This is a genomic window from Streptomyces syringium, assembly GCF_017876625.1.
Taxonomy (GTDB): Bacteria; Actinomycetota; Actinomycetes; order Streptomycetales; family Streptomycetaceae; genus Streptomyces; species Streptomyces syringius.
Genome location: NZ_JAGIOH010000001.1, coordinates 3,668,361 through 3,693,234 on the forward strand (window position 1 = coordinate 3,668,361; position 24,874 = coordinate 3,693,234).

The 24,874-nt window shown below is 71.0% G+C and carries 22 protein-coding genes and 4 tRNA genes; 13 read left to right on the top strand and 13 right to left on the bottom strand.

The genetic code is table 11. The features are described 5' to 3' along the window. Window positions 1-342: 342 nt before the first annotated feature. Window positions 343-549 carry a developmental transcriptional regulator BldC gene (gene bldC, locus JO379_RS16150; protein WP_003949541.1) on the bottom strand — a complete coding sequence of 69 codons (207 nt, stop codon included), beginning with the start codon at window positions 547-549 and terminating at the stop codon, window positions 343-345. 513 nt (window positions 550-1,062) lie between these two features. Continuing rightward, window positions 1,063-1,920, bottom strand: a complete 858-nt coding sequence (locus JO379_RS16155; protein ID WP_130878762.1) for a DUF8083 family protein — start codon at window positions 1,918-1,920, stop codon at window positions 1,063-1,065. A 202-nt stretch (window positions 1,921-2,122) separates the two neighbouring features. On the opposite strand from JO379_RS16155, the gene JO379_RS16160 reads away from it, so the two are divergent. Further along, window positions 2,123-3,238: a Leu/Phe/Val dehydrogenase gene (locus JO379_RS16160; RefSeq protein WP_307842023.1), complete on the top strand. Its 1,116-nt coding sequence runs from the start codon at window positions 2,123-2,125 to the stop codon at window positions 3,236-3,238. A 362-nt stretch (window positions 3,239-3,600) separates the two neighbouring features. Then, window positions 3,601-3,852, top strand: coding sequence for a DUF3073 domain-containing protein (locus JO379_RS16165; RefSeq protein WP_130878760.1), 252 nt, complete (start codon window positions 3,601-3,603; stop codon window positions 3,850-3,852). A gap of 140 nt (window positions 3,853-3,992) precedes the next feature. Here the strand turns inward: JO379_RS16165 and purM are convergent, their stop codons facing one another. The 6 genes from purM to purS form a co-directional block, all read right to left on the bottom strand. Next, the gene (gene purM / locus JO379_RS16170; RefSeq protein ID WP_130878759.1) at window positions 3,993-5,060 is read right to left on the bottom strand and encodes a phosphoribosylformylglycinamidine cyclo-ligase; all 1,068 of its coding nucleotides are present in this window, start codon (window positions 5,058-5,060) and stop codon (window positions 3,993-3,995) included. A 40-nt stretch (window positions 5,061-5,100) separates the two neighbouring features. Beyond that, window positions 5,101-6,618, bottom strand: a complete 1,518-nt coding sequence (purF, locus tag JO379_RS16175; RefSeq protein WP_130878758.1) for an amidophosphoribosyltransferase — start codon at window positions 6,616-6,618, stop codon at window positions 5,101-5,103. 219 nt (window positions 6,619-6,837) lie between these two features. Further along, on the bottom strand, window positions 6,838-7,635 hold the full coding sequence (locus JO379_RS16180) for a maleylpyruvate isomerase family mycothiol-dependent enzyme (protein WP_130878757.1): 798 nt from the start codon (window positions 7,633-7,635) through the stop codon (window positions 6,838-6,840). Window positions 7,636-7,741: 106 nt separating this feature from the next. Next, window positions 7,742-9,991: a phosphoribosylformylglycinamidine synthase subunit PurL gene (gene purL / locus JO379_RS16185; protein WP_130878756.1), complete on the bottom strand. Its 2,250-nt coding sequence runs from the start codon at window positions 9,989-9,991 to the stop codon at window positions 7,742-7,744. Beyond that, a complete protein-coding gene (gene purQ, locus JO379_RS16190; RefSeq protein WP_209515475.1) occupies window positions 9,988-10,668 on the bottom strand; it encodes a phosphoribosylformylglycinamidine synthase subunit PurQ in 681 nt (226 codons plus the stop codon). Before purQ ends, purL begins: the two co-directional genes overlap by 4 nt. Beyond that, a complete protein-coding gene (purS, locus tag JO379_RS16195) occupies window positions 10,665-10,919 on the bottom strand; it encodes a phosphoribosylformylglycinamidine synthase subunit PurS (protein WP_130878754.1) in 255 nt (84 codons plus the stop codon). Before purS ends, purQ begins: the two co-directional genes overlap by 4 nt. A gap of 305 nt (window positions 10,920-11,224) precedes the next feature. Between purS and JO379_RS16200 the strand changes: the two genes are divergently transcribed. The 9 genes from JO379_RS16200 to JO379_RS16240 all read left to right on the top strand — a co-directional run bounded on the left by JO379_RS16200 (window position 11,225) and on the right by JO379_RS16240 (window position 16,177). Beyond that, window positions 11,225-11,542, top strand: coding sequence for a histone-like nucleoid-structuring protein Lsr2 (locus JO379_RS16200; RefSeq protein WP_130878753.1), 318 nt, complete (start codon window positions 11,225-11,227; stop codon window positions 11,540-11,542). Window positions 11,543-11,632: 90 nt separating this feature from the next. Then, a tRNA-Gly gene (locus JO379_RS16205) sits at window positions 11,633-11,704 on the top strand. 85 nt (window positions 11,705-11,789) lie between these two features. Further along, window positions 11,790-11,861 (top strand) — tRNA-Gly (locus JO379_RS16210). A 76-nt stretch (window positions 11,862-11,937) separates the two neighbouring features. After that, window positions 11,938-12,010: transfer RNA gene (locus JO379_RS16215), tRNA-Gly, on the top strand. 147 nt (window positions 12,011-12,157) lie between these two features. Then, window positions 12,158-13,153: an ABC transporter ATP-binding protein gene (locus JO379_RS16220; protein WP_209515478.1), complete on the top strand. Its 996-nt coding sequence runs from the start codon at window positions 12,158-12,160 to the stop codon at window positions 13,151-13,153. Further along, window positions 13,150-13,908 (top strand): ABC transporter permease, encoded by a 759-nt coding sequence (locus JO379_RS16225; RefSeq protein WP_209515481.1) that lies wholly within the window; start codon window positions 13,150-13,152, stop codon window positions 13,906-13,908. The genes JO379_RS16220 and JO379_RS16225 overlap by 4 nt, the downstream gene beginning before the upstream one ends. Before the next feature lie 41 nt (window positions 13,909-13,949). Continuing rightward, the gene (locus JO379_RS16230; protein WP_245382187.1) at window positions 13,950-15,443 is read left to right on the top strand and encodes a sensor histidine kinase; all 1,494 of its coding nucleotides are present in this window, start codon (window positions 13,950-13,952) and stop codon (window positions 15,441-15,443) included. Continuing rightward, window positions 15,440-16,072: a response regulator transcription factor gene (locus JO379_RS16235; protein ID WP_130878749.1), complete on the top strand. Its 633-nt coding sequence runs from the start codon at window positions 15,440-15,442 to the stop codon at window positions 16,070-16,072. The genes JO379_RS16230 and JO379_RS16235 overlap by 4 nt, the downstream gene beginning before the upstream one ends. Before the next feature lie 32 nt (window positions 16,073-16,104). Next, a tRNA-Gly gene (locus JO379_RS16240) sits at window positions 16,105-16,177 on the top strand. A gap of 87 nt (window positions 16,178-16,264) precedes the next feature. On the opposite strand, the gene JO379_RS16245 is transcribed toward JO379_RS16240, so the two are convergent. The 3 genes from JO379_RS16245 to JO379_RS16255 form a co-directional block, all read right to left on the bottom strand. Continuing rightward, on the bottom strand, window positions 16,265-17,665 hold the full coding sequence (locus tag JO379_RS16245; RefSeq protein WP_209515486.1) for a sensor histidine kinase: 1,401 nt from the start codon (window positions 17,663-17,665) through the stop codon (window positions 16,265-16,267). After that, window positions 17,662-18,360, bottom strand: coding sequence for a response regulator transcription factor (locus JO379_RS16250; RefSeq protein WP_130878748.1), 699 nt, complete (start codon window positions 18,358-18,360; stop codon window positions 17,662-17,664). The genes JO379_RS16245 and JO379_RS16250 overlap by 4 nt, the downstream gene beginning before the upstream one ends. Window positions 18,361-18,688: 328 nt before the next feature. After that, complete coding sequence (locus JO379_RS16255) at window positions 18,689-19,867, bottom strand: IS4 family transposase (RefSeq protein WP_209514724.1); 1,179 nt, start codon at window positions 19,865-19,867, stop codon at window positions 18,689-18,691. A gap of 88 nt (window positions 19,868-19,955) precedes the next feature. Here JO379_RS16255 and JO379_RS16260 point away from each other — a divergent pair, with 88 nt between their 5' ends. Both JO379_RS16260 and JO379_RS16265 read left to right on the top strand, forming a co-directional pair. Continuing rightward, entirely contained in the window at window positions 19,956-21,095 is a 1,140-nt protein-coding gene (locus tag JO379_RS16260) for a UDP-N-acetylglucosamine--N-acetylmuramyl-(pentapeptide) pyrophosphoryl-undecaprenol N-acetylglucosamine transferase (RefSeq protein WP_130878747.1), read from the top strand. 56 nt (window positions 21,096-21,151) lie between these two features. Beyond that, on the top strand, window positions 21,152-22,150 hold the full coding sequence (locus JO379_RS16265; RefSeq protein ID WP_209515489.1) for an SDR family NAD(P)-dependent oxidoreductase: 999 nt from the start codon (window positions 21,152-21,154) through the stop codon (window positions 22,148-22,150). Window positions 22,151-22,214: 64 nt separating this feature from the next. Here the strand turns inward: JO379_RS16265 and JO379_RS16270 are convergent, their stop codons facing one another. Together JO379_RS16270 and JO379_RS16275 are read right to left on the bottom strand one after the other, a co-directional pair. Continuing rightward, entirely contained in the window at window positions 22,215-23,114 is a 900-nt protein-coding gene (locus JO379_RS16270) for a phosphoribosylaminoimidazolesuccinocarboxamide synthase (RefSeq protein WP_130878745.1), read from the bottom strand. Window positions 23,115-23,182: 68 nt separating this feature from the next. Continuing rightward, the gene (locus JO379_RS16275) at window positions 23,183-24,661 is read right to left on the bottom strand and encodes a N,N-dimethylformamidase beta subunit family domain-containing protein (RefSeq protein ID WP_130878744.1); all 1,479 of its coding nucleotides are present in this window, start codon (window positions 24,659-24,661) and stop codon (window positions 23,183-23,185) included. Between the last annotated feature and the right edge of the window lie 213 nt (window positions 24,662-24,874).

A 24,874-nucleotide genomic window follows, 5' to 3' on the forward strand; every position in this document is an offset into this window, starting at 1 on the left:
TCAATTTAATATGTGCAATTGCACCACCCCTCGAAAGAGGCGCGCTTCTCCCGGGCGTTCCGCCAGGGGTTCCCCCCCGGGCCCGCTGTGATCCCTCTGTGGGCCCACTACGACGCCCCTGTGTCCCTCTGCGGCCCCGCCCTCCCGGCGGCGGGCGGACGGGCCCGGCGGAGAGCATAAAAAAGATCGCGCTGGACCCGGCGGAGTCCAGCGCGATCGACGACGCACCCAAGTCGGTGGGCATGGAGCCTGTTGGGGCAGGCGTCCAGTCGTTTGTAGCCAGGTGGTGCTTGGGCGAAAGCCGGGTTGGGGGCCCCGGAAAACGCCCGGTTATGCCTTTGTTCAGGCCTCGCTACGCTGCTGCGGAATGCCCGCCAGCAGCGCGCGGACCTCCGCTTCGCGGTATCGCCGGTGTCCTCCGAGCGTGCGGATGGACGTGAGCTTGCCTGCCTTGGCCCAGCGCGTGACCGTCTTCGGGTCCACGCGGAACATCGTGGCAACCTCAGCCGGGGTCAGCAGCGGCTCGGCATCAGGGGTGCGAGCGGTCATGAGCGGCCTCCTCGGGAGAACCGAACCATCACGTCGGTTCTTTCCTCTAAATTCTGCACCTTGACCCGCGTTGCCCGAAATGGCGGACGCGGGCCGAGTCGGTTATAGGACGAACGGCTTGTCCTCGGCACTACAACTACACCATCTGTCCAGCCACGTCGGCCAAACCGATGGAATTGCCCTCTCAGGTGTTCAACCTCGACGGAAGCCGATGGACCATGTCATAGCGGACAGTCACGTCACCGTGACGATCAGTCACAGCGGGATCAGGGGTCACCAGACCCGCCAATGGGGGCAATACCGAGCTATCCGCCCATACTTGGACGGAAGGAGTCCTTCCCGGACTCCTTGTCCTATTTTGCCACGAGGGTGGGCGATGGGCGCAAGACCTGACGTAAGTGCGTTAGGTCACGGTTGCCGCAATGGCCCGGATCGGGACCTAGGTCCTGCCGCATCGGCCCCAGCGATCTCCAGACGCCCCAGCAGCCCCGGCAGTTCCCGCTTCCAGGAATCTCAGTTGGCGTATTGCCGATCCCGCACGGCGCGCCAGCGCTCAGTGAGCCGCTCGTACGCCGCGCCCGCCCGCGCGCCGTCCCCGTCGCGCAACGCCGCCAGTCCTTCCGCCGTGTCGGCGGCGGAGTGATCGTCGGCGAGCCGCGGCTCGGGCACCAGATGGACCAGACCGCCGTAGTCGAGCTCCACCAGGGAGCGCGGATGGAACTCCTCCAACCAGCGCCCCACTTCCACCAGGCCGTCGATCAGCGGCCCTTCCTCGATGGCGTCCTTGAGCGTCCGCAGGGCCCGCGCGACCCGCCGCCGGGCCTGCACCATGGGCGTGCGGTAGCGCAGGACCGGGGCCGGCCGGGCCGGGGGGCCGGGCTCGCCCTCCTTGGCGTACTCGCGCTCCTCGTCCGCGAAGAGCACGAACCAGCGCAGCGGTACCTGCCAGGTCGCGGTCTTGATCCACGGCCGGGCGTCCGGGTTGTGCTCCTGCCACCGCTCGTAGTCCGCCTCAGCCTGCCTGCGGACCACCGGCGGCAGTACGGCGTCCAGGACGGGCGCGGGGAACCGCTCGGCCAGCTCCTCCAGCGCCAGCCAGCCGCGCAGCCGGGTCCGCCAGGGGCAGACGCACAGCACGCCGTCCTGGAGGGCGATGAAGGCCTCGCCGCTCTCGTGCACCGGGACGGGCACGGGCGGGGTGGGCAGCAAGTCGGCCAGCGACCGGCGCAGTTCGTCCTGGGCGCCGGGGAGCTTCCCGCGCCGCGCGTACCGCACCCAGTGCGTACGCTCCGGCTCGGGGAACGCGCCGAGCGGTTCGTAGACCCGTAGGTAGGCCGCGTACGGGACAGTCACCGATGACGCCAGTCGCAACGCTCGCTCCCTCAAGCCGAAGGACACCCGGGGAGCGCCGGTGACCTCCCCGTACTGTCCAGATCGTCCCATGTCGCCGCAGCCCGGGAGAGTGATCCTCCGCACCACACCGATCAGCCGGGCCGGGAGGTCTTACTCTCTTGCCAACCGGCCCTCCCCCACCCCTCGGAGGGCGACCTCCGCGACATATGGAGTCACCACAGTGACTGACGTACGTCCCACCTCCGGCGCCGAAGGCGTACTGCACACCCTGTTCCACTCGGACCAGGGCGGCCACGAGCAGGTTGTGCTGTGCCAGGACCGCGAGAGCGGCCTGAAGGCCGTCATCGCCCTCCACTCCACCGCCCTGGGCCCCGCCCTCGGCGGCACCCGTTTCTACACGTACGCCTCCGAGGAGGAGGCGGTGCGGGACGCGCTCAATCTGTCGCGCGGCATGTCGTACAAGAACGCGCTGGCGGGCCTCGATCACGGTGGCGGTAAGGCAGTGATCATCGGCGACCCCGATCTGATCAAGACCGAACAACTTCTGCTGGCCTACGGTCGGTTCGTGGCCTCCCTCGGTGGGCGTTATGTCACGGCTTGCGATGTCGGCACCTATGTCCAGGACATGGACGTGGTCGCCCGCGAGAACCGCTGGACCACCGGCCGCTCCCCCGAGAACGGCGGCGCCGGCGACTCCTCGGTCCTCACCGCCTTCGGTGTCTTCCAGGGCATGCGGGCCGCCGCGCAGACCCAGTGGGGCGAGCCGACGCTGCGCGGGCGCCGGGTCGGCGTCGCGGGCGTCGGGAAGGTCGGCCACCACCTCGTCGAGCATCTGGTGGAGGACGGCGCGGAGGTCGTCATCACGGACGTCCGCGCGGAGGCCGTGGAGCGGATCACCGCCCGGCACCCCCAGGTGACCTCCGTCGTCGACGCCGACGTACTGATCCGTACGCCGCTCGACGTCTACGCGCCCTGCGCCCTCGGCGGCGCGCTGAACGACGAGACGGTGGCCGCCCTCACCGCCACCGTCGTCTGCGGCGCGGCCAACAACCAGCTCGCCCATCCGGGCGTGGAGAAGGACCTCGCCGACCGCGGCGTCCTCTATGCCCCGGACTACGTGGTGAACGCGGGCGGCGTGATCCAGGTCGCGGACGAGCTGCACGGCTTCGACTTCGACCGGGCGAAGGCCAAGGCGACGAAGATCTTCGACACGACGCTGGCCATATTCGAGCGGGCCAAGGCGGACGGCATCCCGCCGGCCGCCGCCGCGGACCGGCTCGCCGAGCAGCGGATGGCGGACGCCCGTGCCGCCGCCACGGGGCCGACCGCTCCGTAACCCGCGGTGCCCGGCCGAGTCCCCGTCCGGCCGCCGACCAAGATCGGCCGGACAGGCTGTCGGCGTCCGCACAGTGGTCCCCACAGACCCGCCGTTCGGAGGTGGTGAGGGAGAGATCTCTCACCACCCCTCGGCGGGTCGGCGCACAAGACACGTTAAAATCGCAGCTGACCAGCGGGGACGGGGCTCCCCGCGGGTTGTGCTCCGTGCCACGTCATGCGGGCGACGTACCGTATGGCCGCGGAAGCAGGTACCGTTGAAGCCCTACAGGCCGGACTTCCCAGCGGGAGTCCGCTCTGACTCATGAACGTGAACGCGTTGACTCTGGGGCCGTCGAGCCCCGTCACTGAGGGGGTCGAGCCATGGGGCGCGGCCGGGCCAAGGCCAAGCAGACAAAGGTCGCCCGCCAGCTGAAGTACAACAGCGGCGGGACCGACCTCTCACGTCTGGCCAATGAGCTGGGCGCATCGCCGGCGAAGCAGCCGCTGCCAAGCGAGCCGCTCGAAAAGGACGATGAGCTGGACGACGATCCGTACGCTCAGTACGCGGATCGTTACAACGACGAAGAGGACGAGGACGAGCAATCGCCCGAGACCTATCGTCGCCGCGCTTGACGCTGTAACTCCCACCGACCCGGTCCAGGGCATGCCCCGGACCGGGTTCTGTGCTGCTCGGAACCAAAAACGCACCGGTGGCAAACCGGCGACGAACCCGGGGCGGGGCCGTGGCCCCGCCCCGCTCGGCGGTCGGCCGATCAGCTCGCATAGTCTCCGGTCAGCGCCACCGGCTCGGCGTGGTCGCCGCGCTCGGTGATCTCTCCCGCGACCCAGGACTCCACGCCCCGGTCGGCGAACGTCGCCAGGGCCACGTCCACGGACTCCTGCGGCACAACGGCGATCATGCCGACGCCCATGTTCAGGGTCTTCTCCAGCTCCAGCCGCTCCACACCGCCGAGCTGCCCCACGAGGTCGAACACCGCGCCCGGCGCCCAGGTCGACCGGTCGACGCTCGCGTGCAGCCCGGCCGGCATGACCCGGGCCAGGTTGTTGGCGAGGCCACCGCCGGTGATGTGCGAGAAGGCGTGCACCTCGGCCGTGCGGGTGAGGGCGAGACAGTCCAGCGAGTAGATCTTGGTGGGCTCCAGCAGCTCCTCGCCGAGGGTGCGGCCGAACTCCGGAACCTCACGGTCCAGCTCCCAGCCGGCCCGGTCGAAGAGCACATGGCGGACCAGTGAGTACCCGTTCGAGTGAAGTCCGGACGACGCCATCGCGATGACGGCGTCACCCTTTCGAATGAGGTCGGACCCCAGGACCCGGTCGGCCTCGACCACGCCCGTGCCTGCGCCGGCCACATCGAAGTCATCGGCTGCCAGCAGCCCCGGGTGCTCGGCCGTCTCGCCGCCGACGAGGGCGCAGCCCGCGAGGACACAGCCCTCGGCGATGCCCTTGACGATGGCCGCGACCCGCTCCGGGTAGACCTTGCCGACGCAGATGTAGTCGGTCATGAAGAGCGGCTCGGCGCCGCACACCACGAGGTCGTCCACGACCATGCCGACCAGGTCGTGGCCGATGGTGTCGTAGACCCCCATCCGCCGGGCGATGTCGACCTTCGTGCCGACGCCGTCGGTCGCGGAGGCGAGCAGCGGGCGCTCGTAGCGCTTGAGGGCGCTGGCGTCGAAGAGACCGGCGAAGCCGCCGAGGCCGCCGACGACCTCCGGACGGGTGGCCTTCTTCACCCACTTCTTCATGAGCTCGACGGCGAGATCGCCGGCTTCGATGTCGACGCCCGCGCTTGCGTAGCTGGCACCGGTGGTCTCAGGCATAGCTGGGAACTTTCGTGTCGCGTTCGGTACTACGGGGGCGTTACGGGCGGCGGAGCGCGTCGGCGGCGTCGGTGCCGCCGGCCAGCTCCGACTCCAGCAGCTGCTTGCCCAGCAGCTCGGGGTCGGGCAGCGGCATCGGGTACTCGCCGTCGAAGCAGGCACGGCAGAGGTTCGGCTTGGCGATGGTGGTCGCCTCGATCATGCCGTCGATGGAGATGTACGCGAGCGAGTCCGCGCCCAGCGACTTGCCGATCTCCTCGACCGTCATGCCGTTGGCGATCAGCTCGGCGCGGGTGGCGAAGTCGATGCCGAAGAAGCACGGCCACTTCACCGGGGGCGAGCTGATCCGGATGTGGACCTCGGCGGCGCCGGCCTCGCGGAGCATCCGGACCAGGGCGCGCTGGGTGTTGCCGCGGACGATGGAGTCGTCGACGACCACGAGCCGCTTGCCGCGGATGACTTCCTTGAGCGGGTTGAGCTTGAGCCGGATACCGAGCTGGCGGATGGTCTGGCTCGGCTGGATGAAGGTCCGGCCGACGTAGGAGTTCTTGACCAGGCCGGTGCCGTACGGGATGCCGCTGGCCTCCGCGTATCCCACGGCGGCCGGGGTGCCGGACTCCGGGGTCGGTATCACCAGGTCGGCCTCGACCGGGGCCTCGGCCGCGAGCTTGCGGCCCATCTCGACCCGGGAGAGATAGACGTTGCGGCCCGCGATGTCGGTGTCGGGGCGCGCGAGGTAGACGTACTCGAAGACGCAGCCCTTGGGCCTCGCCTCCGCGAACCGGGAGGTCCGTACGCCGTTCTCGTCGATGGCGACCAGTTCGCCGGGCTCGACCTCGCGTACGAAGGAGGCGCCGCAGATGTCGAGGGCGGCGGTCTCGGAGGCCACCACCCAGCCGCGCTCCAGCCGGCCGAGGACCAGCGGGCGGATGCCCTGCGGATCACGGGCCGCGTACAGCGTGTGCTCGTCCATGAAGACGAGCGAGAAGGCGCCCTGCACATCGGGGAGGACCTTGGCGGCCGCTTCCTCGATGGTCAGCGGCTTGCCGTCGGCGTCGGTCTGGCCCGCGAGGAGCGCGGTGACCAGGTCCGTGTCATTGGTCGCCGCGACCTGGGTGGCCCGGCCGTTCTCCCGGGGGAGGGCGGCGACCATCTCGGCCAGCTGGGCGGTATTGACCAGATTGCCGTTGTGACCGAGGGCGATGGAGCCGTTGGCGGTCGCGCGGAAGGTCGGCTGCGCGTTCTCCCACACCGAGGCTCCGGTGGTGGAGTAGCGGGCATGTCCGACCGCGATATGGCCCTGGAGGGAGCCGAGGGAGGTCTCGTCGAAGACTTGGGAGACAAGTCCCATGTCCTTGAAAACGAGGATCTGGGAGCCGTTGCTCACAGCGATACCCGCGGACTCCTGTCCACGGTGCTGCAATGCATACAGTCCGAAATAGGTGAGTTTGGCGACCTCTTCACCCGGAGCCCAGACACCGAAGACGCCACAAGCGTCCTGGGGGCCCTTCTCACCGGGGAGCAGGTCGTGGCTGAGTCGTCCGTCACCACGAGGCACAAGGTAAGTCTATTGCAGGTACGAGGTTCATCCGAACCGGGGACGAGGGGTAATGGCTCACACCACGCACAGCCACTCGACGCGTACGCGCGATGACCGATCAGGCGCCTTTTCTTGCGTTTCCCGGCATGGTTTTCCGGGTGTTTTTTCCGGGGCCCCTCCCCCACTTTCACCGGCTTTCCCTCGCTTTCCCCGGACGGCCCCGGCAAGGGCGCCGGATCAGCCCAGCAGAGGCAGTTGCGCGGAGATGTCCGCGCGCTCCCCGCTCGCGGAAACGGCCGCCCGGTCGAGGGCCGTGGCCCAGTCCGTACGGCCGGTCGCGAGGCGGACCCAGGTGAGGGGATCGGTCTCCACGACGTTGGGCGGGGTGCCCCGGGTGTGCTTGGGGCCTGCCACACACTGGACCACCGCGAAAGGCGGGATCCGGACTTCCACCGAACCGCCCGGCGCCTTGGTCGCGAGCCCGTCCGCCAGCAGCCGGACACAGGTGGCCAGGGCCTGCCGGTCGTAGGGGATTTCGGTGCCCAGCGCGGCGGCCAGATCGTCGGTGTGCACGATCAGTTCGACACATCGGGTGACGATCAGGTCGTCCAGACGCATCGCGCCGACCCGCGCCGCGACGAGCCGGTCGCCGGGGGCCGGGAGGGTGATGTCGGTGAAGCGGGCGGCGGTGCGGTCGAGGAGTTCGAGCGGCTCGGCACCGGCGGCCGCCTCGTGGGCCGCCTCGTCGACCTTCCCCGCGAACGCGCGGGTGGCGAACGCCCAGTCGACCAGGGCGACTTCGTGCTTCTGGGGTGCGGGCGCCTCGATGCTGCGGCTGACGTTGTCGGTGACGCTCGCGATGTGCGCGGCCAGCTCGCGGACCGTCCAGTCACCGAGCCGGGTGGGCAGCGCCAGCTGCTCGGCAGTCAGCCCCGCCACGACCTCGCGCACGTGTCGGAACTGCGCGAGGACGGCGGCGCGGGTCTTGGCGGGGTCGTAGCTGCGGGCACGGGGTTTGCGCGGGGCGGAAGGCATGCTCCGACCCTAATCCGTGGTGGTTCAACGAGTGGCGGATTACACCGAAGGCGGCCCGCTCCGTGGGGAGCGGGCCGCCTTCGTGCAGCAGTGAAGCGCTACCGGATCAGACGAGCAGAGCCGGGATCGTCGCCTCGTGCGCCTCGCGCAGCTCGGCCAGCGGAATGCTGAACTGGCCCTGGACATCAATGACTTCACCGTCGACGACACCCACGCGCGTGGCGGGCAGTCCGCGCGCGCCGCACATGTCGGTGAACCGCAGTTCCTCACTGCGCGGCACGGACACCAGCGCGCGGCCGGCCGACTCGGAGAAGAGGAAGACGAACGGGTCCATGCCGTCGGGCACGACGATCCGGGCACCCTTGCCACCGCGCAGACAGGACTCGACGAGGGCCTGGATCAGCCCGCCGTCGGACAGGTCGTGCGCCGCGTCGGCCATGCCGTCGCGGGAGGCGGAGATGAGGATCTCGCCCAGCAGCTTCTCGCGGCCCAGGTCGACCTTGGGCGGCAGCCCGCCGAGGTGGTCGTGGATCACCTGGGACCAGGCGGAACCGCCCAGTTCCTCTGCCGTGTCACCCAGCAGATAGAGCAGCTGGCCCTCTTCGGCGAAGGCGATCGGCGTACGGCGCTCGACGTCGTCGATCACACCGAGCACCGCGACCACCGGGGTGGGGTGAATGGCGGTCTCGCCGGTCTGGTTGTACAGCGAGACGTTGCCGCCGGTCACCGGGGTGCCGAGCTCCAGGCAGCCGTCCGCCAGACCACGGGTGGCCTCGGCGAACTGCCACATGACGGCCGGGTCCTCGGGCGAACCGAAGTTCAGGCAGTTGGAGATGGCCAGCGGCCGGGCACCGGAGGCGGCGACGTTGCGGTACGACTCGGCCAGCGCCAGCTGCGCACCCGTGTACGGGTCGAGCTTGGTGTAGCGGCCGTTGCCGTCCGTGGCGACGGCGACACCGAGGTTGGTGTCCTCGTCGATCCGGACCATGCCCGAGTCCTCGGGCTGCGACAGGATCGTGTTGCCCTGGACGAACCGGTCGTACTGGTCGGTGATCCAGGACTTCGAGGCCTGGTTCGGGGAGGCGACGACCTTCAGGACCTGTGCGCGCAGCTCGTCGCCCGAAGCCGGCCGGGGAAGCTTGTTCGCGTCGTCGGCCTGCAGGGCGTCCTGCCAGTCGGGACGGGCGTACGGGCGCTCGTAGACCGGGCCCTCGTGGGCGACCGTGCGCGGCGGGACGTCCACGATCTGCTCGCCGTGCCAGAAGATCTCCAGCCGCTCGCCGTCGGTGACTTCACCGATGACGGTGGCGATGACGTCCCACTTCTCGCAGATCTCCATGAAGCGCTCGACCTTGCCGGGCTCCACGACCGCGCACATGCGCTCCTGCGACTCGCTCATGAGGATTTCCTCGGGCGAGAGGGAGGAGTCACGCAGCGGCACGGTGTCCAGCTCGACGCGCATACCGCCCGAACCGGCGCTGGCCAGCTCGCTGGTGGCGCAGGACAGACCGGCGCCGCCGAGGTCCTGGATGCCGTCGACGAGGTCCTCGCGGAAGATCTCCAGGGTGCACTCGATGAGGAGCTTCTCCTGGAACGGGTCGCCGACCTGGACGGCCGGGCGCTTGGCCGGACCGGTGGAGTCGAAGGTCTCGGAGGCGAGGACGGACACGCCGCCGATGCCGTCGCCGCCCGTGCGGGCGCCGTAGAGGATGACCTTGTTGCCGGCGCCGGAGGCCTTGGCGAGGTGGATGTCCTCGTGCTTCATCACACCGACGCACAGGGCGTTGACCAGCGGGTTTCCCTGGTAGCAGGCGTCGAAGACGACCTCGCCGCCGATGTTGGGCAGGCCCAGGCAGTTGCCGTAGCCGCCGATGCCCGCGACGACGCCCGGCAGGACGCGCTTGGTGTCGGGGTGGTCGGCCGCGCCGAAGCGCAGCGGGTCCATGACGGCGACCGGGCGGGCGCCCATGGCCAGGATGTCGCGGACGATGCCGCCGATGCCGGTGGCCGCGCCCTGGTAGGGCTCGATGTACGACGGGTGGTTGTGCGACTCGACCTTGAAGGTGACCGCGTAGCCCTGGCCGACGTCGACGACGCCAGCGTTCTCGCCGATGCCGACGAGCATGGCGTCGTTGGCGGGGACCTTCTCGCCGAACTGCCGCAGATGGACCTTGCTGCTCTTGTACGAGCAGTGCTCGGACCACATGACGGAGTACATGGCGAGCTCGGCACCGGTCGGGCGGCGGCCGAGGATCTCGCGGATGCGCGCGTACTCGTCCGGCTTCAGGCCGAGTTCGGCCCACGGCTGGTCGGTGTCGGGCGTTTCGCCTGCGTGCTTGACGGTGTCGAGAGTCATGCGTTGACCAGCTTCTTCAAGATCGAGGTGAAGAATCCGAGCCCGTCCGTGCGGCCGGTGCCGACCAGCGGCTCCACGGCGTGCTCGGGGTGCGGCATGAGGCCGACGACATTGCCCGCCTCATTGGTGATGCCGGCGATGTCACGCAGCGAGCCGTTGGGATTCACGTCCACGTAGCGGAACGCGACCCGGCCCTCGGCCTCGAGCATGTCGAGGGTGCGCTCGTCGGCGACGTACCGGCCGTCGATGTTCTTCAGCGGGACGGAGATCTCCTGTCCCGCCTCGTAGTCGGACGTCCAGGCGGTGTCCGTGTTCTCCACCCGCAGCTTCTGGTCGCGGCAGATGAAGTGCAGGTGGTTGTTGCGGAGCATCGCGCCGGGCAGCAGGTGCGTCTCGGTGAGCACCTGGAAGCCGTTGCAGATACCGAGGACGGGCATGCCCTCGCGGGCACCCTCGATGACCTTCTCCATGACCGGCGAGAAGCGCGAAATGGCGCCCGCGCGCAGGTAGTCGCCGTAGGAGAAGCCGCCCGGCAGGACCACGGCGTCGACCTGCTGGAGGTCCTTGTCGCGGTGCCAGAGCGGGACGGGTTCGAGCCCGGCGATCCGGACGGCCCGCTGGGTGTCGCGGTCGTCCAGGGTGCCGGGGAAGGTGATGACCCCTACGCGAGCCGTCACCGTGCTTCTCCGTCGACCTTCACGGTGAAGTCCTCGATCACGGTGTTGGCGAGAAACGTTTCCGCCATCTCGTGGATGCGGGCGAGGGCGGCCTCGTCGACCGGTCCCTCCACCTCGAGTTCAAAGCGCTTGCCCTGACGGACGTCGGCGATCCCCTCAAAACCCAGGCGTGGCAGTGCGCGCTGCACCGCCTGGCCCTGCGGGTCGAGGATCTCCGGCTTGAGCATGACGTCGACTACGACGCGTGCCACTGGCACTCCCGGTGTGTGGTGCGTGAGCTGAAGCGGTGATGTCAGAGTACAGTCCCGAAAAATCTACGCGCATAGATATCCTGGGGGTTCCGTCTCGCTTTCGCATCGACAAGGGGCCCGCCCACGGAAAATCCCGGGAAAAACGCATGGCCTGCATTGCGGCGGGGCGCGCGGACAGAATTAACTGGGCTTCACCACTCAATGCCTTTTGTTGTACAAATGAATAAGCATTGATTCCAAACCACCGGAACCCAGGCATCACCGCAGGTCAATGCGGACAGTGCCGACCGAAAGGACCGATTTTCGTGGCGCAGCGCGTAGTGGTCACACTCTCCGACGACATCGACGGCGGGGACGCGGCGGAAACCGTCTCCTTCGGCCTGGACGGCAGGTCGTACGAGATCGACCTCAACACCGCCAATGCAAAGAAACTGCGCGTCGCGCTCGCCCCCTACGTGGAGGCGGGCCGCAAGCAGTCCCGCTCCGGCAAGGTCTACCGGCGCACCGCCGTCGCGCCCGACCCGGCGGCCGTGCGCGCCTGGGCCCGCTCGAACGGCATGGAGGTGCCGCCGCGCGGCCGGATCCCCAAGAGGGTCTACGAGGCCTTCAACGCCGTCGACTGAGCCGACTTGCCAAACACCCCGGATGATCAGCTAGAGTCTGGATCACGCCGAGGGGCAAGGCCGGGAAACGGGCCCGAACTTCGGAGTCACGCGGGTGTAGCTCAGTAGTAGAGCGCCCCCCTTCCAGGGGGGAGGCGCAGTGTGCGATTCCTGTCACCCGCTCTCATCGCCTTCCGGCCACGCAAGTGGTCGGGTACGGTGATGCTCCGCCGATCGGCGGCCCCTCGGGGCCGGTGTTCGGAGGCATGCGGGTGTAGCTCAGTAGTAGAGCGTCTCCCTTCCAGGGAGAAGGCGCAGTGTGCGATTCCTGTCACCCGCTCTCATCGCTTACCGACCACGCGAGTGGATCAGGTAGAGTGATGCACGCGCCGCCGGTGAAAGCCGAGCGGAGGCATGCGGACGTAGCTCAGTTGGTAGAGCACCACCTTGCCAAGGTGGATGTCGCGAGTTCGAGTCTCGTCGTCCGCTCAGCAGTAAGAAGGCCCCGGTCATCACGACCGGGGCCTTCTTCGTGTTCCCACGGCGGACGGCGCCGGGCCGCCCGATGACATTCGTCATCCGAAGTCATGACAGCCCGCACTGCTTCCGGGGCGGATCCGCCGGGAGCCTTGAAGCATGGACATCGGGGACAGTGTGATCGACGTCACCGGGCTGCGGCGCCGGTACGGGCCCGCCGGGGACAAGGGATTCGAGGCGGTGCGGGACGTCTCCTTCACCGTGGGGCGGGGCGAGTTGTTCGCGCTGCTGGGGACGAACGGCGCGGGGAAGACCTCCACGGTCGAGCTGCTGGAGGGACTCGCGCGGCCGACCGGCGGCCAGGTGCGGGTGCTGGGCCACGATCCGTACGCGGAACGCCGCGTGGTGCGGCCCCGGGTCGGGATGATGCTCCAGGAGGGCGGCTTCCCCTCGGATCTGACGGCGGCCGAGACGGTACGGATGTGGGCCGGCTGCACGACGGGCGCGCGGCCCGTCGACGAGGCGCTCGGTCTGGTCAAGCTCGCGAAGCGGCGGGACGTGCGCGTCAAGCAGCTCTCCGGTGGTGAGCGGCGGCGCCTGGACCTCGCGCTCGCGCTGCTCGGCCGGCCCGAGGTGCTCTTCCTCGACGAGCCGACGACCGGACTCGACCCCGAGGCCCGGCACGACACCTGGGAGCTGGTGCGCCGGCTGCGTGCCGAGGGCACGACGGTGCTGCTGACCACGCACTACCTGGAGGAGGCCGAGGCACTGGCCGACCGGCTCGCGATCATGCGCGAGGGGCAGGTCGTCGTCACGGGCTCGCCGGCCGAGGTCATCGGGGCGTACCCGGCGCGGATCCGCTTCGCGATGCCGCCGGGCTGGTTCGTCGGGGATCTGCCGCCGCTGGGCGAGCTCGGGGTGATCCGGCACGAGGAGACCGACGGGCGGATAGAGCTCCAGACCCACGAGTTGCAGCGGACCCTGACCGGGCTGCTGGTGTGGGCGCGGGACAAGGGCCTGGACCTGGACGGGCTGGACGCGCGGACCGCCTCACTGGAGGAGGCGTTCCTGGCGATAGCGGGCGCGAACGGGACTTTCGGGGCTGCTGAGGCTGACGGGGCTGCCGGTACGAAGACGGGGCGGGGCGGGCGATGACGACGACGCGGATGCTGGCGATGGGGCGGGCGGAACTGCTCCTGCTGAGCCGGAACAAGATGGCGCTGTATGTGGCGCTGCTGCTGCCCGCCTTCATGGCGTGGGCGATGCGCAACGGCATCAGCAAGATCGACCCCGAGGACGCGGGGATGTCCGTCAATGAGATCGCGATGACGGGGGCCTTCGGTTACATCCTCCTCTTCGTCGTCTACCAGAACCTGGTGAGTGCGCTGGTGGCCCGCCGCGAGGAACTCGTCCTCAAGCGCTTGCGCACCGGCGAGGCCGGTGATGCGGAGATCCTCGCCGGGACCGCGCTGCCGTCGGTGGCCGTGGCGCTGGCGCAGTGCGTCGTGCTGCTGGTGGCGGGCATCGCCTGGCTGGACCTGCGGGCGGTCGCCCGGCCCGATCTGCTGCTGGCCGGGCTGGTGCTGGGGATCCTCATGTCCATCGCTCTGGCCGCCGTCACCACGGTGATCGCGAAGACGGTGGAGAGCGCGCAGTTGGTGACCGCGCCCCTGATGCTGCTCTCGCTGATGGGCTCCGGTCTGGTCGTACCGCTGGAGATCTTCCCCGACACCGTCGCCGATGTGTGCCGGCTGCTGCCGCTGACGCCGGTGGTCGAGCTGATGCGCGGCGGCTGGCTCGGCGGGATGGACACGGCCGAGGCCCTGCGGTCGCTGGCCACCGCCTTGGCCTGGACGGCACTGTCCGTGTTTGCTGTACGACGGTGGTTCCGCTGGGAACCGCGGCGGTAGGAGCGGGGCCGATGGGCGCGACGGGGGGCGGACGCGTGGGAATGCGGAAGCGGGTGTGGGGCTGGCGGGGCCGGAGCGGGATCGCCCGGGTCGACAGCTACACACGCTGGACGGTGTACGTGACGCCCTGGGTGCTGGTCGTCCTGGACGTCCCCGTGGTGCTCGGGAACGGCGGGAACACGGCGCTCGGCTGGGCGCTGATCGGCCTCGGGGCCGCACAGTGCGTCCTGAACCCCCCGCTGGCCCGGCGGGCCTTCGACCACCGGCTGGGCCGGGGGCCCGCGCCCTGGCGCTGGCTGATCCTGTGCGGCGTGGTGTTCCTGGCGACGGTGGGCGTGATCGGTGCCCGGGTCGCCGAGCAGGGGTACGGCCGGTTCCCGATGGCCACGTGGATCCTGATGGGCAGCGCGCTGTCCGTCCTCGGCTCGTACAGCCTGCTGACCCGGCTCGGCCCGTACACGGCGGTCTGTCTGGGCGCCGGAGCCGCGGTGGGGAGCGCGATGGCCCTGGTCTCGGGCGCGTGGGTGTGCGTGCCGACGGTCCTGGTGGCGACGGCCTTCCTCGCCCTGTGGAGCGTCTCCGTCGTGCGCACCTCGGCCTGGGTGCTCGCCGTGATGTGGGAGCTGGACGCGGCGCGGGGCGCGCAGGCGCGGCTGGCGGTCGCGGAGGAACGGCTGCGGTTCGGGCGGGACATGCACGACGTGCTCGGCCGCAATCTCGCGGTGATCGCGCTGAAGAGCGAACTGGCGGTGCGGCTCGCCGGGCGCGGTTCCCCGGCCGCCGTCGACGAGATGACCGAGGTCCAGCGGATCGCTCAGGAGTCCCAGCGGGAGGTGCGCGACGTGGTCCGCGGCTACCGCGGGGCCGACCTGCACACCGAACTGGCGGGCGCCCGGAGCGTGCTGGCCGCCGCGGGCATCGACTGCCGCATCGACGACAAGGCGGGCGCCGAACTGCCGGCCGCCGCGCAGTCGGCGCTGGCCTGGGTGGTCCGCGAGGCCACGACCAATGTGCTGCGCCACGCGGACGCCGGGCGCTGTGCCGTACGGATGCGGGTGACGGAGGGGGTGGCGGTGCTCGTGATGGAGAACGACGGCGTCTCCCCCGGGCCGTCCGGGCCACCCGGCTCCGACGGCGGCTCGGGCCTCGCGGGCCTGCGCGAGCGCCTGGCCGCCCTCGGCGGCACGCTCGCGGCGGAACGCCGACCGCCCGCCGCGTTCCGCCTGACGGCACGGGTGCCGCTGGTGCGTGCGGGCACGCTTGGCGCTGACCCCGGTAGCCCGCTGCCGACGGAGTCCCCGTCGGCTCAAGCCGGTACGGGGGCGGTGCCCTCGGGGGGCGCGTCGCTGGGCGGGGCGACCGCTGGGCCGGTGTCGGCGGATGCCGGCGGCGAGCCGGCTGCTGCCGGGCGGGAGGCGACGGGCGGCGTCGGCTGCGAAGGGCCGTCTCCCGTCGGCCACGTACCGGTCGGCGTCGGCGGCACGGCTTCCGGGGCCGGGGCCGAGCGCGCCGTCACCCGTGGGGGCGTGGCATGACCGATCGAACACCCGGCGGCCAGCCGATACGCGTCATGCTCGCCGACGACGAGCACCTCATCCGGGGTGCGCTCGTCGCGCTGCTCGGGCTGGAGGACGATCTCCAGGTGGTCGCGGAGGCGGCCTCGGGGACGGAGGCGCTCGCCATGGCGCGGGCGCACCGGCCGGACGTCGCGGTGCTCGATCTTCAAATGCCAGGGGTCGACGGCGTGACGGTCGCCACATCCCTGCGGGCCGAACTGCCCCTGTGCCGGAGCATGATCGTGACCGGGCACGGCCGTCCCGGGCATCTGAAGCGGGCGCTCGAAGCGGGGGTGCGGGGGTTTGTGCCGAAGACCGTTTCGGCACAGCGGCTCGCCGAGATCATCCGTACCGTGCACGGCGGAAGCCGCTACGTGGACCCGGAGTTGGCGGCCGACGCGATCAGTGCGGGGGACTCGCCGCTGACCGCGCGGGAGGCGGAATTGCTGGAGCTGGCGGAGGACGGCGCGCCCATCGCGGAGATCGCGGAGCGGGCGGCGCTGACGCCGGGAACGGTCCGCAACTACCTCTCGGCCGCCGCCGCGAAGCTGGGAGCGGAGAACCGTCACGCGGCGGCGCGCATCGCACGCGCTCAAGGTTGGCTATAGTGGTTCCCGCACCGCACGGAAGCGCGGGGCATGCGGACGTAGCTCAGTTGGTAGAGCACCACCTTGCCAAGGTGGATGTCGCGAGTTCGAGTCTCGTCGTCCGCTCCGATACGAAGGCCCCGGTCATCTTGACCGGGGCCTTCGGCGTTGTGACGAGCGCCCTGCGGGCGCGTCCTCAATCGCCGGACGGGCTCATGCATGAGCCCGTCCGGCGACCGGGAAGCTCAGCCGGAAGCGGGCGCCGCCGCCCTCGGCCTGTTCGGCGGTCAGCTCGGCGCCGTGGGCGCGGGCGATCTGGCGGGCCATGGCCAGGCCGAGGCCGGAGCCGGGGAGGGCGCGGGCCTGGCGGGAGCGGTAGAAGCGGTCGAAGACGTAGGGCAGGTCCTCGGCGGAGATGCCGCGGCCGTGGTCGCGGACGGTCAGATCGAGGGTCCGGTCGGTCACCGAGAGGCGCACCTCGACGGTGGCGCCGGGCGGGCTGAACTTGGCGGCGTTGTCGAGCAGGTTGGACAGCAGCCGGGCCAGCCGGGCGGGCACCCCCACCACGGTCGCCCGGTCCAGGTCGGCCGTGAAGAACGTGTTCGGCCAGTGGCCCCGTGCGTCGGTCACGCAGCGCTCGGCCAGCGCGTCCAGCCTGACGTCTTCCACCAGCTGCTGCGGTTCCTCGTCACGGGCCAGCTCGATCAGATCGTTGACCATGCCCGTCACCTCGCGCAGCTGACGGCCCAGGGCGGTGGCGGCCCGGTCGCGCTGGGCGTCGGAGAGCCGGTCCGCCCGCGCGAGCAGCTCGGCGTTGGTGCGCAGCGCGGTGAGCGGGGTGCGCAGTTCGTGGGAGGCGTCGGAGACCAGGCGGCGCTGGGCGGCGACGGCCTCCTCCAGCTCACCGAGCATGGTGTTGAAGCTGGTCGCGAGGCGGGTGATCTCGTCCTGGCGGCGTGCCTCGTACGGGGGCAGCTCGATGCGGTGTGCGGGGTCGCGGGTGGCGGCGATGTGCTCGGCGGTGGCCGTGAGGCGGGTCACCGGGCGCAAGGACGTCCGGGAGGCGAAATAGCCGAGCCCGGCCGCGAGGAGGACGCCCACGCCGCCGACCGCGCCGAGCAGCAGCCCCGCCTGTTCGACGCCCTGGTCGACGGTGTCGGAGCGGATCGCCACCTGGAGGGCGCGGTTGTTCCTGGCCGGGGTGGTGAGCATCCGCATCGGGCGCCCGTCGTGGGTGATGTTGCTGTAGTACGCGCCGAGGGTGCCGGCGGCGACGCGGCGGGTGGCGCCGGTGACGGGCAGCACGAAGGCCCGTTCGCCGCGCGGGGCCGGTTCCGCCGGGTCGGCGCGGACGAGCTGGGCGCAGGCGGGGGCGACGAGCCAGGTGCACTCCCCGAGGAGGGTGCCGGTGTCGTGGGCGCGGCCCTGCTGGACGATGAGGGAGGCCTGCTGCTTGAGCTGGAGGTCGAGCTGGCGGCCGAGTTCGTAGCGGATGACGACGTAGGCGGCGGCCAGCACGCCGAGCGCGACGAGGGCGACGGCGGCGGAGGTGACGAGGGCCAGCCGGGCGCGCAGCGGCCGGTGGCCGAACAGCCGGCGGCGCAGGGACCTCATCGCTCCGCCAGCCGGTAGCCGACGCCGTGCACGGTGTGGACGAGGCGGGGTGCGCCCTCCGCCTCCAGTTTGCGGCGCAGATAGCCGATGTAGACGGCCAGGGAATTGGAGTCGGGCCCGAAGTCGGTGCCCCAGACCCGCTCCTGGATCACCTCGCGGGGCAGCACCTGCCCGGGGTGCAGCAGGAAGACCTCCAGCAGGGCGAATTCGGTGCGGGTGAACTCCAGGGGCACGTCGCCGCGAACGCCGGTGCGGGTGGCCGGGTCGACGCGGAGGTCGGCGAAGGTCAGCTCGGGGTCCTCGGCCGCGGCCTCCACGGGGGCGGCGCGGCGCAGCAGGGCCCGCAGCCGGGCGAGGAGTTCGTCGAGGGCGAAGGGTTTGACGAGGTAGTCGTCGGCGCCCGCGTCGAGGCCCGCGACCCGGTCGGAGACGGCGTCGCGGGCCGTGAGGACGAGGACGGGCGTCCGGTCGCCGAGGTCGCGCAGCCGGCGGCAGACGGCGAGGCCGTCGAGGACGGGCATGGCGAGGTCGAGGACGATCGCGGCGGGCGGGGCGGCGGCGACGGAGGAGAGGGCTTCGAGGCCGTCGGCGGCGGAGCGCACGGTGTACCCCTCGACGCTGAGGCCGTCGACGACGGCCGCCCGTACGTCGGGGTCGTCGTCCACGACGAGTACGGCCGGGGCGGCATCGGGCATGCGAAGGGCCTCTCGCGCGGATCATCAGGGTGGGACCAGGGTTTCCGATCAAGGTCCGGTTTTCTTCGCACACCTTGGCAGAGGAATCCTTAAAGCGCTCTTAGAGCCAATGCCGTTGCGTTACGGTCTGGCCGTTCTCGGTGGGTGGATGAGGACGGCCTGGGTGGGGGTTTGGGTGGGTTGTGGCCAGTGGCGGTGTGCGGCTCTTTTGAGCCGGTAGTTGGACATCTTGCGTTTCACGACCCGTGGTTGACTGCGAAGTCGGCGTGGGGGCCGAAGGCCGTCCAGGCTGTCGTCACGCCACCGCGTCAGGTGTCCGATCAGCAGTTCAGGGGGAAAAGACACCTGGCGAGGTGGTGACGCTGCGCCGGACGGCGCGCAGCGTGTCGGTGAAGGAGAGCCGGTCCGGATCGGTTCTTTGGGCGGTGGCGCATCGGACCATCAGAGACCGCAGGGCGTAGTGGACCAGCAGGTGCGCCCAGATCTGCTGGCGCACACCCTCGGGCGTCTTGCTGGAGAGCACGACCCGCGGACCGCGCTGCTGCGTCTTGATCTCGGCGAATACCGATTCGGCCTCCCACCGCTCGCAGTACACGGCGGCCAACTCCGCTGCGGGGTAGAGCTCTTCGTCGAGGAGGTCGGTGACCAGGCGGTACTCCTCCACTCCCGAACGGGGACCGATTCCTTCGAGCCCGTAGGCGATCACCCGCACCCGGACCGGGTCACGCTTCTTCCCGTCGGTGCCGGCATGCAGGCGGCTGAGCCAGGAGCCGTCCGCAAGCCGCTGCTGAACGGGAAGCACCCGGTTCGCCGAGACCCGCCACAGCAGATGGGCACCGGTCGCGGTGAAGGCCCGCCACAACGGCACACCGAGGAACTCACGGTCGGCGAGCACGAGCATGTCCGGGCCGGTTGAGCGCACCAGCCGGGCCGACAGGGTCAGCTCGCCGACCCGGCAGCCGCCCAGCTCCGCGTCGAGCACCGCATGCGTCCCGCACTCAACCAACGCGGCCATTCGTACCTGCGGGAACGCCGACCGGTCCGGCTTGCGGGTGTTGCCCGGACGGCCGAACTCCGCAGCATTCGCAGGTGAGTCGGCGACGTCCCAGCAGGTGCCGTCCACTGCCGTCAGCCGAAGTCGCCGCCAGGACGCACCGGGTGTTCCCGTCCCGGCCAAGGGCCTCGCGGTGGCGGCGAACAGCACCCGCAACGGTTCAGCCCCGAGCCTCTCCCGGGCCCTGAACAGGGATGACTTGGCGGGGATCCGCCAGTCGCCCCACAGGCCGGCACTCCGCAGGCCCTCGGCCAGATGCCTCAGCACCTCCAGATACGGCGCCGGGGAGAACAGCGCCAGACCCAGCACGAAATAGACCGTAAGCCGAGCCGGCAACAGCCGTCTGCGCTGTTCGGTCCGGCCGCACGCCGCCACCACCCGATCCACCAAGCCCGGCGGATACACCCAGGTCAACAACCCCAGACCCGCCAGCTCAGGCACACGCTCAGCCATCGGCACCACCCCCGGAACAGCACCCAAAGCCTACGCCCACAGCTATCGCAACGGCATTGCTCTTAGAGCGCGTCGCCACGCTGCCGACATGGCTACAGCACACGACACCCTTTCGGTGGTCGTCGGAGCGGGCGGTACCGGCGGCCATATCTATCCCGGGCTGGCGGTCGCGGACGCGGTCCGCAGAGCCGTGCCGGACGCGGTCATCAGCTTCATCGGGACCGAGCGCGGTCTGGAGACCCGGCTGATACCCGAGGCGGGCTACCGGCTGCACACGGTCGACATGATCCCCTTCGACCGTTCGCTCGGCTCGCGCCGCTTTCTGCTCCCCGCCGATCTGCTGCGCTCCGGCGCGCAGGCGCGGCGGGTGATCGAGGAGCAGGGCGCGCAGGTCGTCGTCGGTATGGGCGGCTACCCGAGCGCGCCCGCCGTGCTCGGCGCCCGGCTGGCCGGGCGGCCCGCGCTCGTCCACGAGTCCAACGCCGTACCGGGCCGGGCGAACCGGTTCGCGAGCGCCATCACCCCGCATGTGGCGCTCGCCTTCGACCGCAGCCGCGAGCATCTGTCGGCCCGGTCCGGGGCGCGTGCCGAGACGGTGGGCATGCCGTTGGTGGGCGCGGTGGCCGGGCTGGACCGAGCGGCACTGCGGGCGGAGGCACGGCGGTCGTACGGCGTGCCGGAGGACGCCCGGCTGGTGCTGTTCAACGGCGGCAGCCTGGGCGCGGCACGGCTGACGGAGGCGGCGCTGGGCCTGGCCCGGCGGTGGCGCGCGCGGCCGGACGTCCACCTGCTGATCAAGACCGGGCCGAAGCCGCTGGCGGAGGTCCAGGACCGGCTGGCGGCCGAGGGCTGCGGGCGGGTGGCGACGGCGGTCGGCTATCTGGACCGGATGGACCTCGCCTACGCGGCCGCCGACCTGGTGGTGTGCCGGGCGGGTTCGGCGACCGTGGCGGAGCTGGCGAGCATCCGGATGCCGGCGGTGCTGGTGCCGTATCCGCACGCGCCGCACGACCACCAGACGCACAACGCGCGGGTCCTGTCCGACCCGGGCGCGGGCCTGCTGCTGCCCGACGGCGAGACGACCGGCGGGCGGCTGGCCGAACTGATCGAGCCGCTGCTGGCCGACCCGGCCCGGCTGGCCGCGATGAGCGCGGTGGCCGACCCGGGCACGCACGCCGTGGCCGCCGACCTGATGGCGGCCTGGGTGCTGCGACTCGCGGGCCGCTGACGGCCGTTCACCGTCCCCCTTCCGCTCCCCCTGCACACTCTCCGAGAGGAACTCCCATGCGTACGAACAACTGGCACGGCCGTACCGTCCTGGTCACCGGTGCCGAAGGCTTCATCGGGTCGACCCTGGTCGATCTGCTGGTCGAGCGCGGCGCCCGGGTGCGCGTGCTCGTGCACTACAAGCCGTACGCCGAGCGCGGCCACCTCGCCCGCTACCTCGGCCCGGACTCCCCCGTGGAGACGCTCGCCGGTGACGTCCGCGACGCGGGCCGGGTCATGGACGCGGTCGCCGGGTGCGACACCGTCTTCCATCTGGCGGCCCTGATCGGCATTCCGTACAGCTACGCCTCCCCCGAGGCGTACGTGCAGACGAACGTGGCGGGTACGGAGAACGTGGCCGCCGCCTGCCGCCGCCACGGTGTGCGGCGCATGGTGCACACCTCGACCAGTGAGGTGTACGGGACGGCGCTGACGGCCCCGATCAGCGAGGACCACCCGCTGCAGCCGCAGTCGCCGTACTCCGCGTCGAAGATCGGCGCGGACATGCTGGCGCTGTCCTACGCGCACTCCTTCGACCTGCCGGTGACGGTCGTACGGCCCTTCAACACCTACGGTCCCCGGCAGTCCGCGCGGGCCGTGATCCCCACGATCCTCGCGCAGCTGCACTCCGGAGCGGCGGAGATCCGGCTCGGGTCGACGACGCCGACCCGCGACTTCACATATGTGACCGACACCGCCGAGGGGTTCCTGGCGCTCGCGGAGTGCGACCGGGCGCTGGGGCACGCGGTCAACCTCGGCACGGGCCGCGAGATCTCCGTCGGAGATCTCGCGGAGTCCCTGATCCGGGCCTCGGGGCGGGACGCGAAGGTCGTCGTGGACCCCGCCCGGCTCCGGCCCGCCGGCAGCGAGGTGGAGCAGCTGCTGTCGGACAACTCCCGGGCGCGGGAGTGGGCCGGGTGGCGGCCGGAGGTCTCGCTGGAGGAGGGGCTGGCCCGCACGTCGGACTGGGTCCGGGAGAATCTGCGGCTGTTCGCCGCGGATCGGTACCAGGTCTGAGGGTGCGGGTTGCGTTGCCCTCTACCGGGGCGAGGTGTCCTCAATCGCCGGACGGGCTCGGTCTCTACCCCCAGCTCATTCCCGTCAGGCGTTCGTAGGCCTCCACGTACTTCGCCCGTGTCCGCTCCACGATGTCCTGCGGCAGCTCCGGCGGCGGCAGTTCGCCGTTGCGGTCCCAGCCGGAGGCCGGGGACGACAGCCAGTCGCGGACGAACTGCTTGTCGAAGGACGCCTGCGGGCGGCCCGGCTGCCACTCGTCGGCGGGCCAGAAGCGGGACGAGTCCGGGGTCAGCACCTCGTCGGCGAGGACCAGCTCCTCGCCCGCGAAGCCGAACTCGAACTTCGTGTCGGCCAGGATGATGCCCCGGTCGCGGGCGATGTCACGGGCGCGGCCGTAGACGGCGAGGGTGGTCTGGCGGAGCTGGGCGGCGGTCTCCGCGCTCACCTGCCGGGCCACTTCCTCGTAGCTGACGTTCTCGTCGTGCTCGCCGACCGCGGCCTTCGTGGCCGGGGTGAAGATCGGGGAGGGCAGCTCGGAGCCGTCGACCAGTCCCTCGGGGAGGGCCAGGCCGCAGACCGTACGGGTCTGCTCGTACTCCGCGAGACCGGAGCCGGTCAGATAGCCGCGGGCCACGCACTCGACCGGGACCATGTCCAGGGCGCGGCAGACCAGGGTGCGCCCCGCCCAGTCGGCGGGGGCGCCGGCGGGCGGCTCGGCGGACAGGACGTGGTGCGGGACGAGGTCGGTGAGCCGGTCGAACCACCACAGGGAGAGCTGGGTGAGGATCCGGCCCTTGTCGGGGATCTCGGTGGGCAGCACCCAGTCGTAGGCGGACATCCGGTCGGTGGCGACCATGACCAGATCGCCGTTCTCATCGCGGTAGAGGTCGCGGACCTTGCCCGTGTGCACGTGCACGAGACCCGGTACCTCGACCGGTTCGGGCTTCTCTACGAATCCGGACACGCGTCCTCCTGGTGGTTTGTCCAAGCACCACGATTCTGCCGTACGCCGCGGCCGGGGGCCGGTGCGGGTCAGTCGCGCTTGCAGATGCGGTCCAGGAGATTGGCCGTGGCCCGCTGGATCCGGCTGTCCACGTGGCCCGGCCGGTCCAGGGCCGGGGACCAGGCGAAGGTGCCCGCCGCGAAGACCAGGGCGCCGCTGGGGGCGCGGTAGAGGGAGGTCTCCTGGTGCCGCTTGGTGCCCTCGGCGTCCACGTACGGGGAGTGCGAGAGCAGGATGCGGCGGGTGTGCTCGGGCAGGGCCGTCCGGGGGTGGTAGCGGTCGGCCTCGCCCGCGACGAGGCCGGGCAGTTCATCGCCCTCGCCCGCGCCCGTGGCGTCCCACAGCCAGTGGTCGGCGTTGCGGACGACCATCGGGGCGGGCTCGGGCACCCGGCCCGCGTACTGGATGCCCAGCAGCTGCTGCTCGGGCGGGCCGACGTCACGCCACCGGGCGGCCCGGCCGGGGCCACGGCGTTTGCGGCAGGTCAGCAGCCGGTCGGGGCCCGCCGGCGAGGGAGCCAGCTCGGACTGCCAGTACATGGTGTTGGCGGAGAGGAACACCAGGGACGTACCGGTGTCGCGGGCCAGCTCGGCGGCACCGCGCATGGCGGTCGTCCAGTACTCGTCGTGGCCGGGGAAGACCAGACCGCGGTAGCGGGAGGGGTCGATCCGGCCCGCGTGCAGATCGCGGGTGTCGGCGTAGGCGAGGTCGTAGCCGTACCGCTCGGCCCAGCGGATGAAGTCGTAGGCGTGGCCCACGTGCAGCGGCAGGCCCGCGCCGGCGAAGGGGCGGTCGAAGGAGACGGTGGTCGCCGCGTCACTCTCGCCGAGCAGCCGGCCCTCCTCGTCCCAGGCGTGGTAGAAGCTCGCGCCGGTGCGCCCGTCCTCGGGGTAGAGGTTGTAGGCCTGCCAGGTGATGTCCGGGAGGACGAGCAGCAGATCGGCGGGGTGGTTGTCGCGCACGACGAAGGGGATGTGGCTGCGGTAGCCGTCGGCGGTGGTCAGCACCGCCACGTACGCGCCGAGGCTCCAGTACGTGGGGATCTGGAGCCGCCAGGACAGCCACCAGTGGTGGCAGGAGACCGTGCGGTCGACGGTCAGCGGGGGCGGCTGGACGATGCCCGACAGCCGGGGGCTGGTGGTGATCTTCGAGGCGCCGTCGCCCGCGTAGTGGCCGATGCGGTAGACGTCCACGCCGAACTGCTGCGGCGGATCGACGGTGATGCGGAAGTCCAGCGCCTCGCCGGGGGCGACGGCACCGGTGGAGGTGAAGCCCTTGATCTGGCGCCGGACGTCGTCGGCGCTGCGCGGGCCCGCGTGCCGGGGGGCGGGGGACCGGCCGCCGGCCGGGGCCGGCACCGGGTCCACGTACCACGGGACGATCCGGCCGGTGCCGTCGAAGTAGAACTCGCCGCCGCGCAGCCAGGGCAGCGGGCCCTGACCGAAGGGGTCCGCGACGCCGTGCGCGAGTGCCCCGGACTCCCAGCGGCGGATCTGCTCCATCCCCATGTGCGCTCCCTCCCCTGAGCCCCCGACGCGTACCCGGTCGTCGCTGTCCGGTTCGTCGCCGCCCGGCACGTGGGAGACGGCTCGGGCCCGGCCGGTCGGGGTCTCCGTACGGCCGGACAGGGCTCCACGCGGACGGTTGCCCCGGGCAGCGAACCCCAGCACATCACATAACGCGCCCGGCTCGTCACTGGTCGTCGTGAAATTCCCCGGAAA

Excerpts from the sequence above, each read along its gene's own strand:
- bldC (WP_003949541.1), bottom strand. The coding sequence starts at position 549 with ATGACCGCTCGCACCCCTGATGCCGAGCCGCTGCTGACCCCGGCTGAG.
- JO379_RS16165 (WP_130878760.1), top strand. The coding sequence starts at position 3,601 with ATGGGGCGCGGCCGGGCCAAGGCCAAGCAGACAAAGGTCGCCCGCCAG.
- purM (WP_130878759.1), bottom strand. The coding sequence starts at position 5,060 with ATGCCTGAGACCACCGGTGCCAGCTACGCAAGCGCGGGCGTCGACATC.
- JO379_RS16180 (WP_130878757.1), bottom strand. The coding sequence starts at position 7,635 with ATGCCTTCCGCCCCGCGCAAACCCCGTGCCCGCAGCTACGACCCCGCC.
- purL (WP_130878756.1), bottom strand. The coding sequence starts at position 9,991 with ATGACTCTCGACACCGTCAAGCACGCAGGCGAAACGCCCGACACCGAC.
- JO379_RS16220 (WP_209515478.1), top strand. The coding sequence starts at position 12,158 with ATGGACATCGGGGACAGTGTGATCGACGTCACCGGGCTGCGGCGCCGG.
- JO379_RS16225 (WP_209515481.1), top strand. The coding sequence starts at position 13,150 with ATGACGACGACGCGGATGCTGGCGATGGGGCGGGCGGAACTGCTCCTG.
- JO379_RS16230 (WP_245382187.1), top strand. The coding sequence starts at position 13,950 with ATGCGGAAGCGGGTGTGGGGCTGGCGGGGCCGGAGCGGGATCGCCCGG.
- JO379_RS16235 (WP_130878749.1), top strand. The coding sequence starts at position 15,440 with ATGACCGATCGAACACCCGGCGGCCAGCCGATACGCGTCATGCTCGCC.
- JO379_RS16245 (WP_209515486.1), bottom strand. The coding sequence starts at position 17,665 with ATGAGGTCCCTGCGCCGCCGGCTGTTCGGCCACCGGCCGCTGCGCGCC.
- JO379_RS16250 (WP_130878748.1), bottom strand. The coding sequence starts at position 18,360 with ATGCCCGATGCCGCCCCGGCCGTACTCGTCGTGGACGACGACCCCGAC.
- JO379_RS16255 (WP_209514724.1), bottom strand. The coding sequence starts at position 19,867 with ATGGCTGAGCGTGTGCCTGAGCTGGCGGGTCTGGGGTTGTTGACCTGG.
- JO379_RS16260 (WP_130878747.1), top strand. The coding sequence starts at position 19,956 with ATGGCTACAGCACACGACACCCTTTCGGTGGTCGTCGGAGCGGGCGGT.
- JO379_RS16265 (WP_209515489.1), top strand. The coding sequence starts at position 21,152 with ATGCGTACGAACAACTGGCACGGCCGTACCGTCCTGGTCACCGGTGCC.
- JO379_RS16275 (WP_130878744.1), bottom strand. The coding sequence starts at position 24,661 with ATGGGGATGGAGCAGATCCGCCGCTGGGAGTCCGGGGCACTCGCGCAC.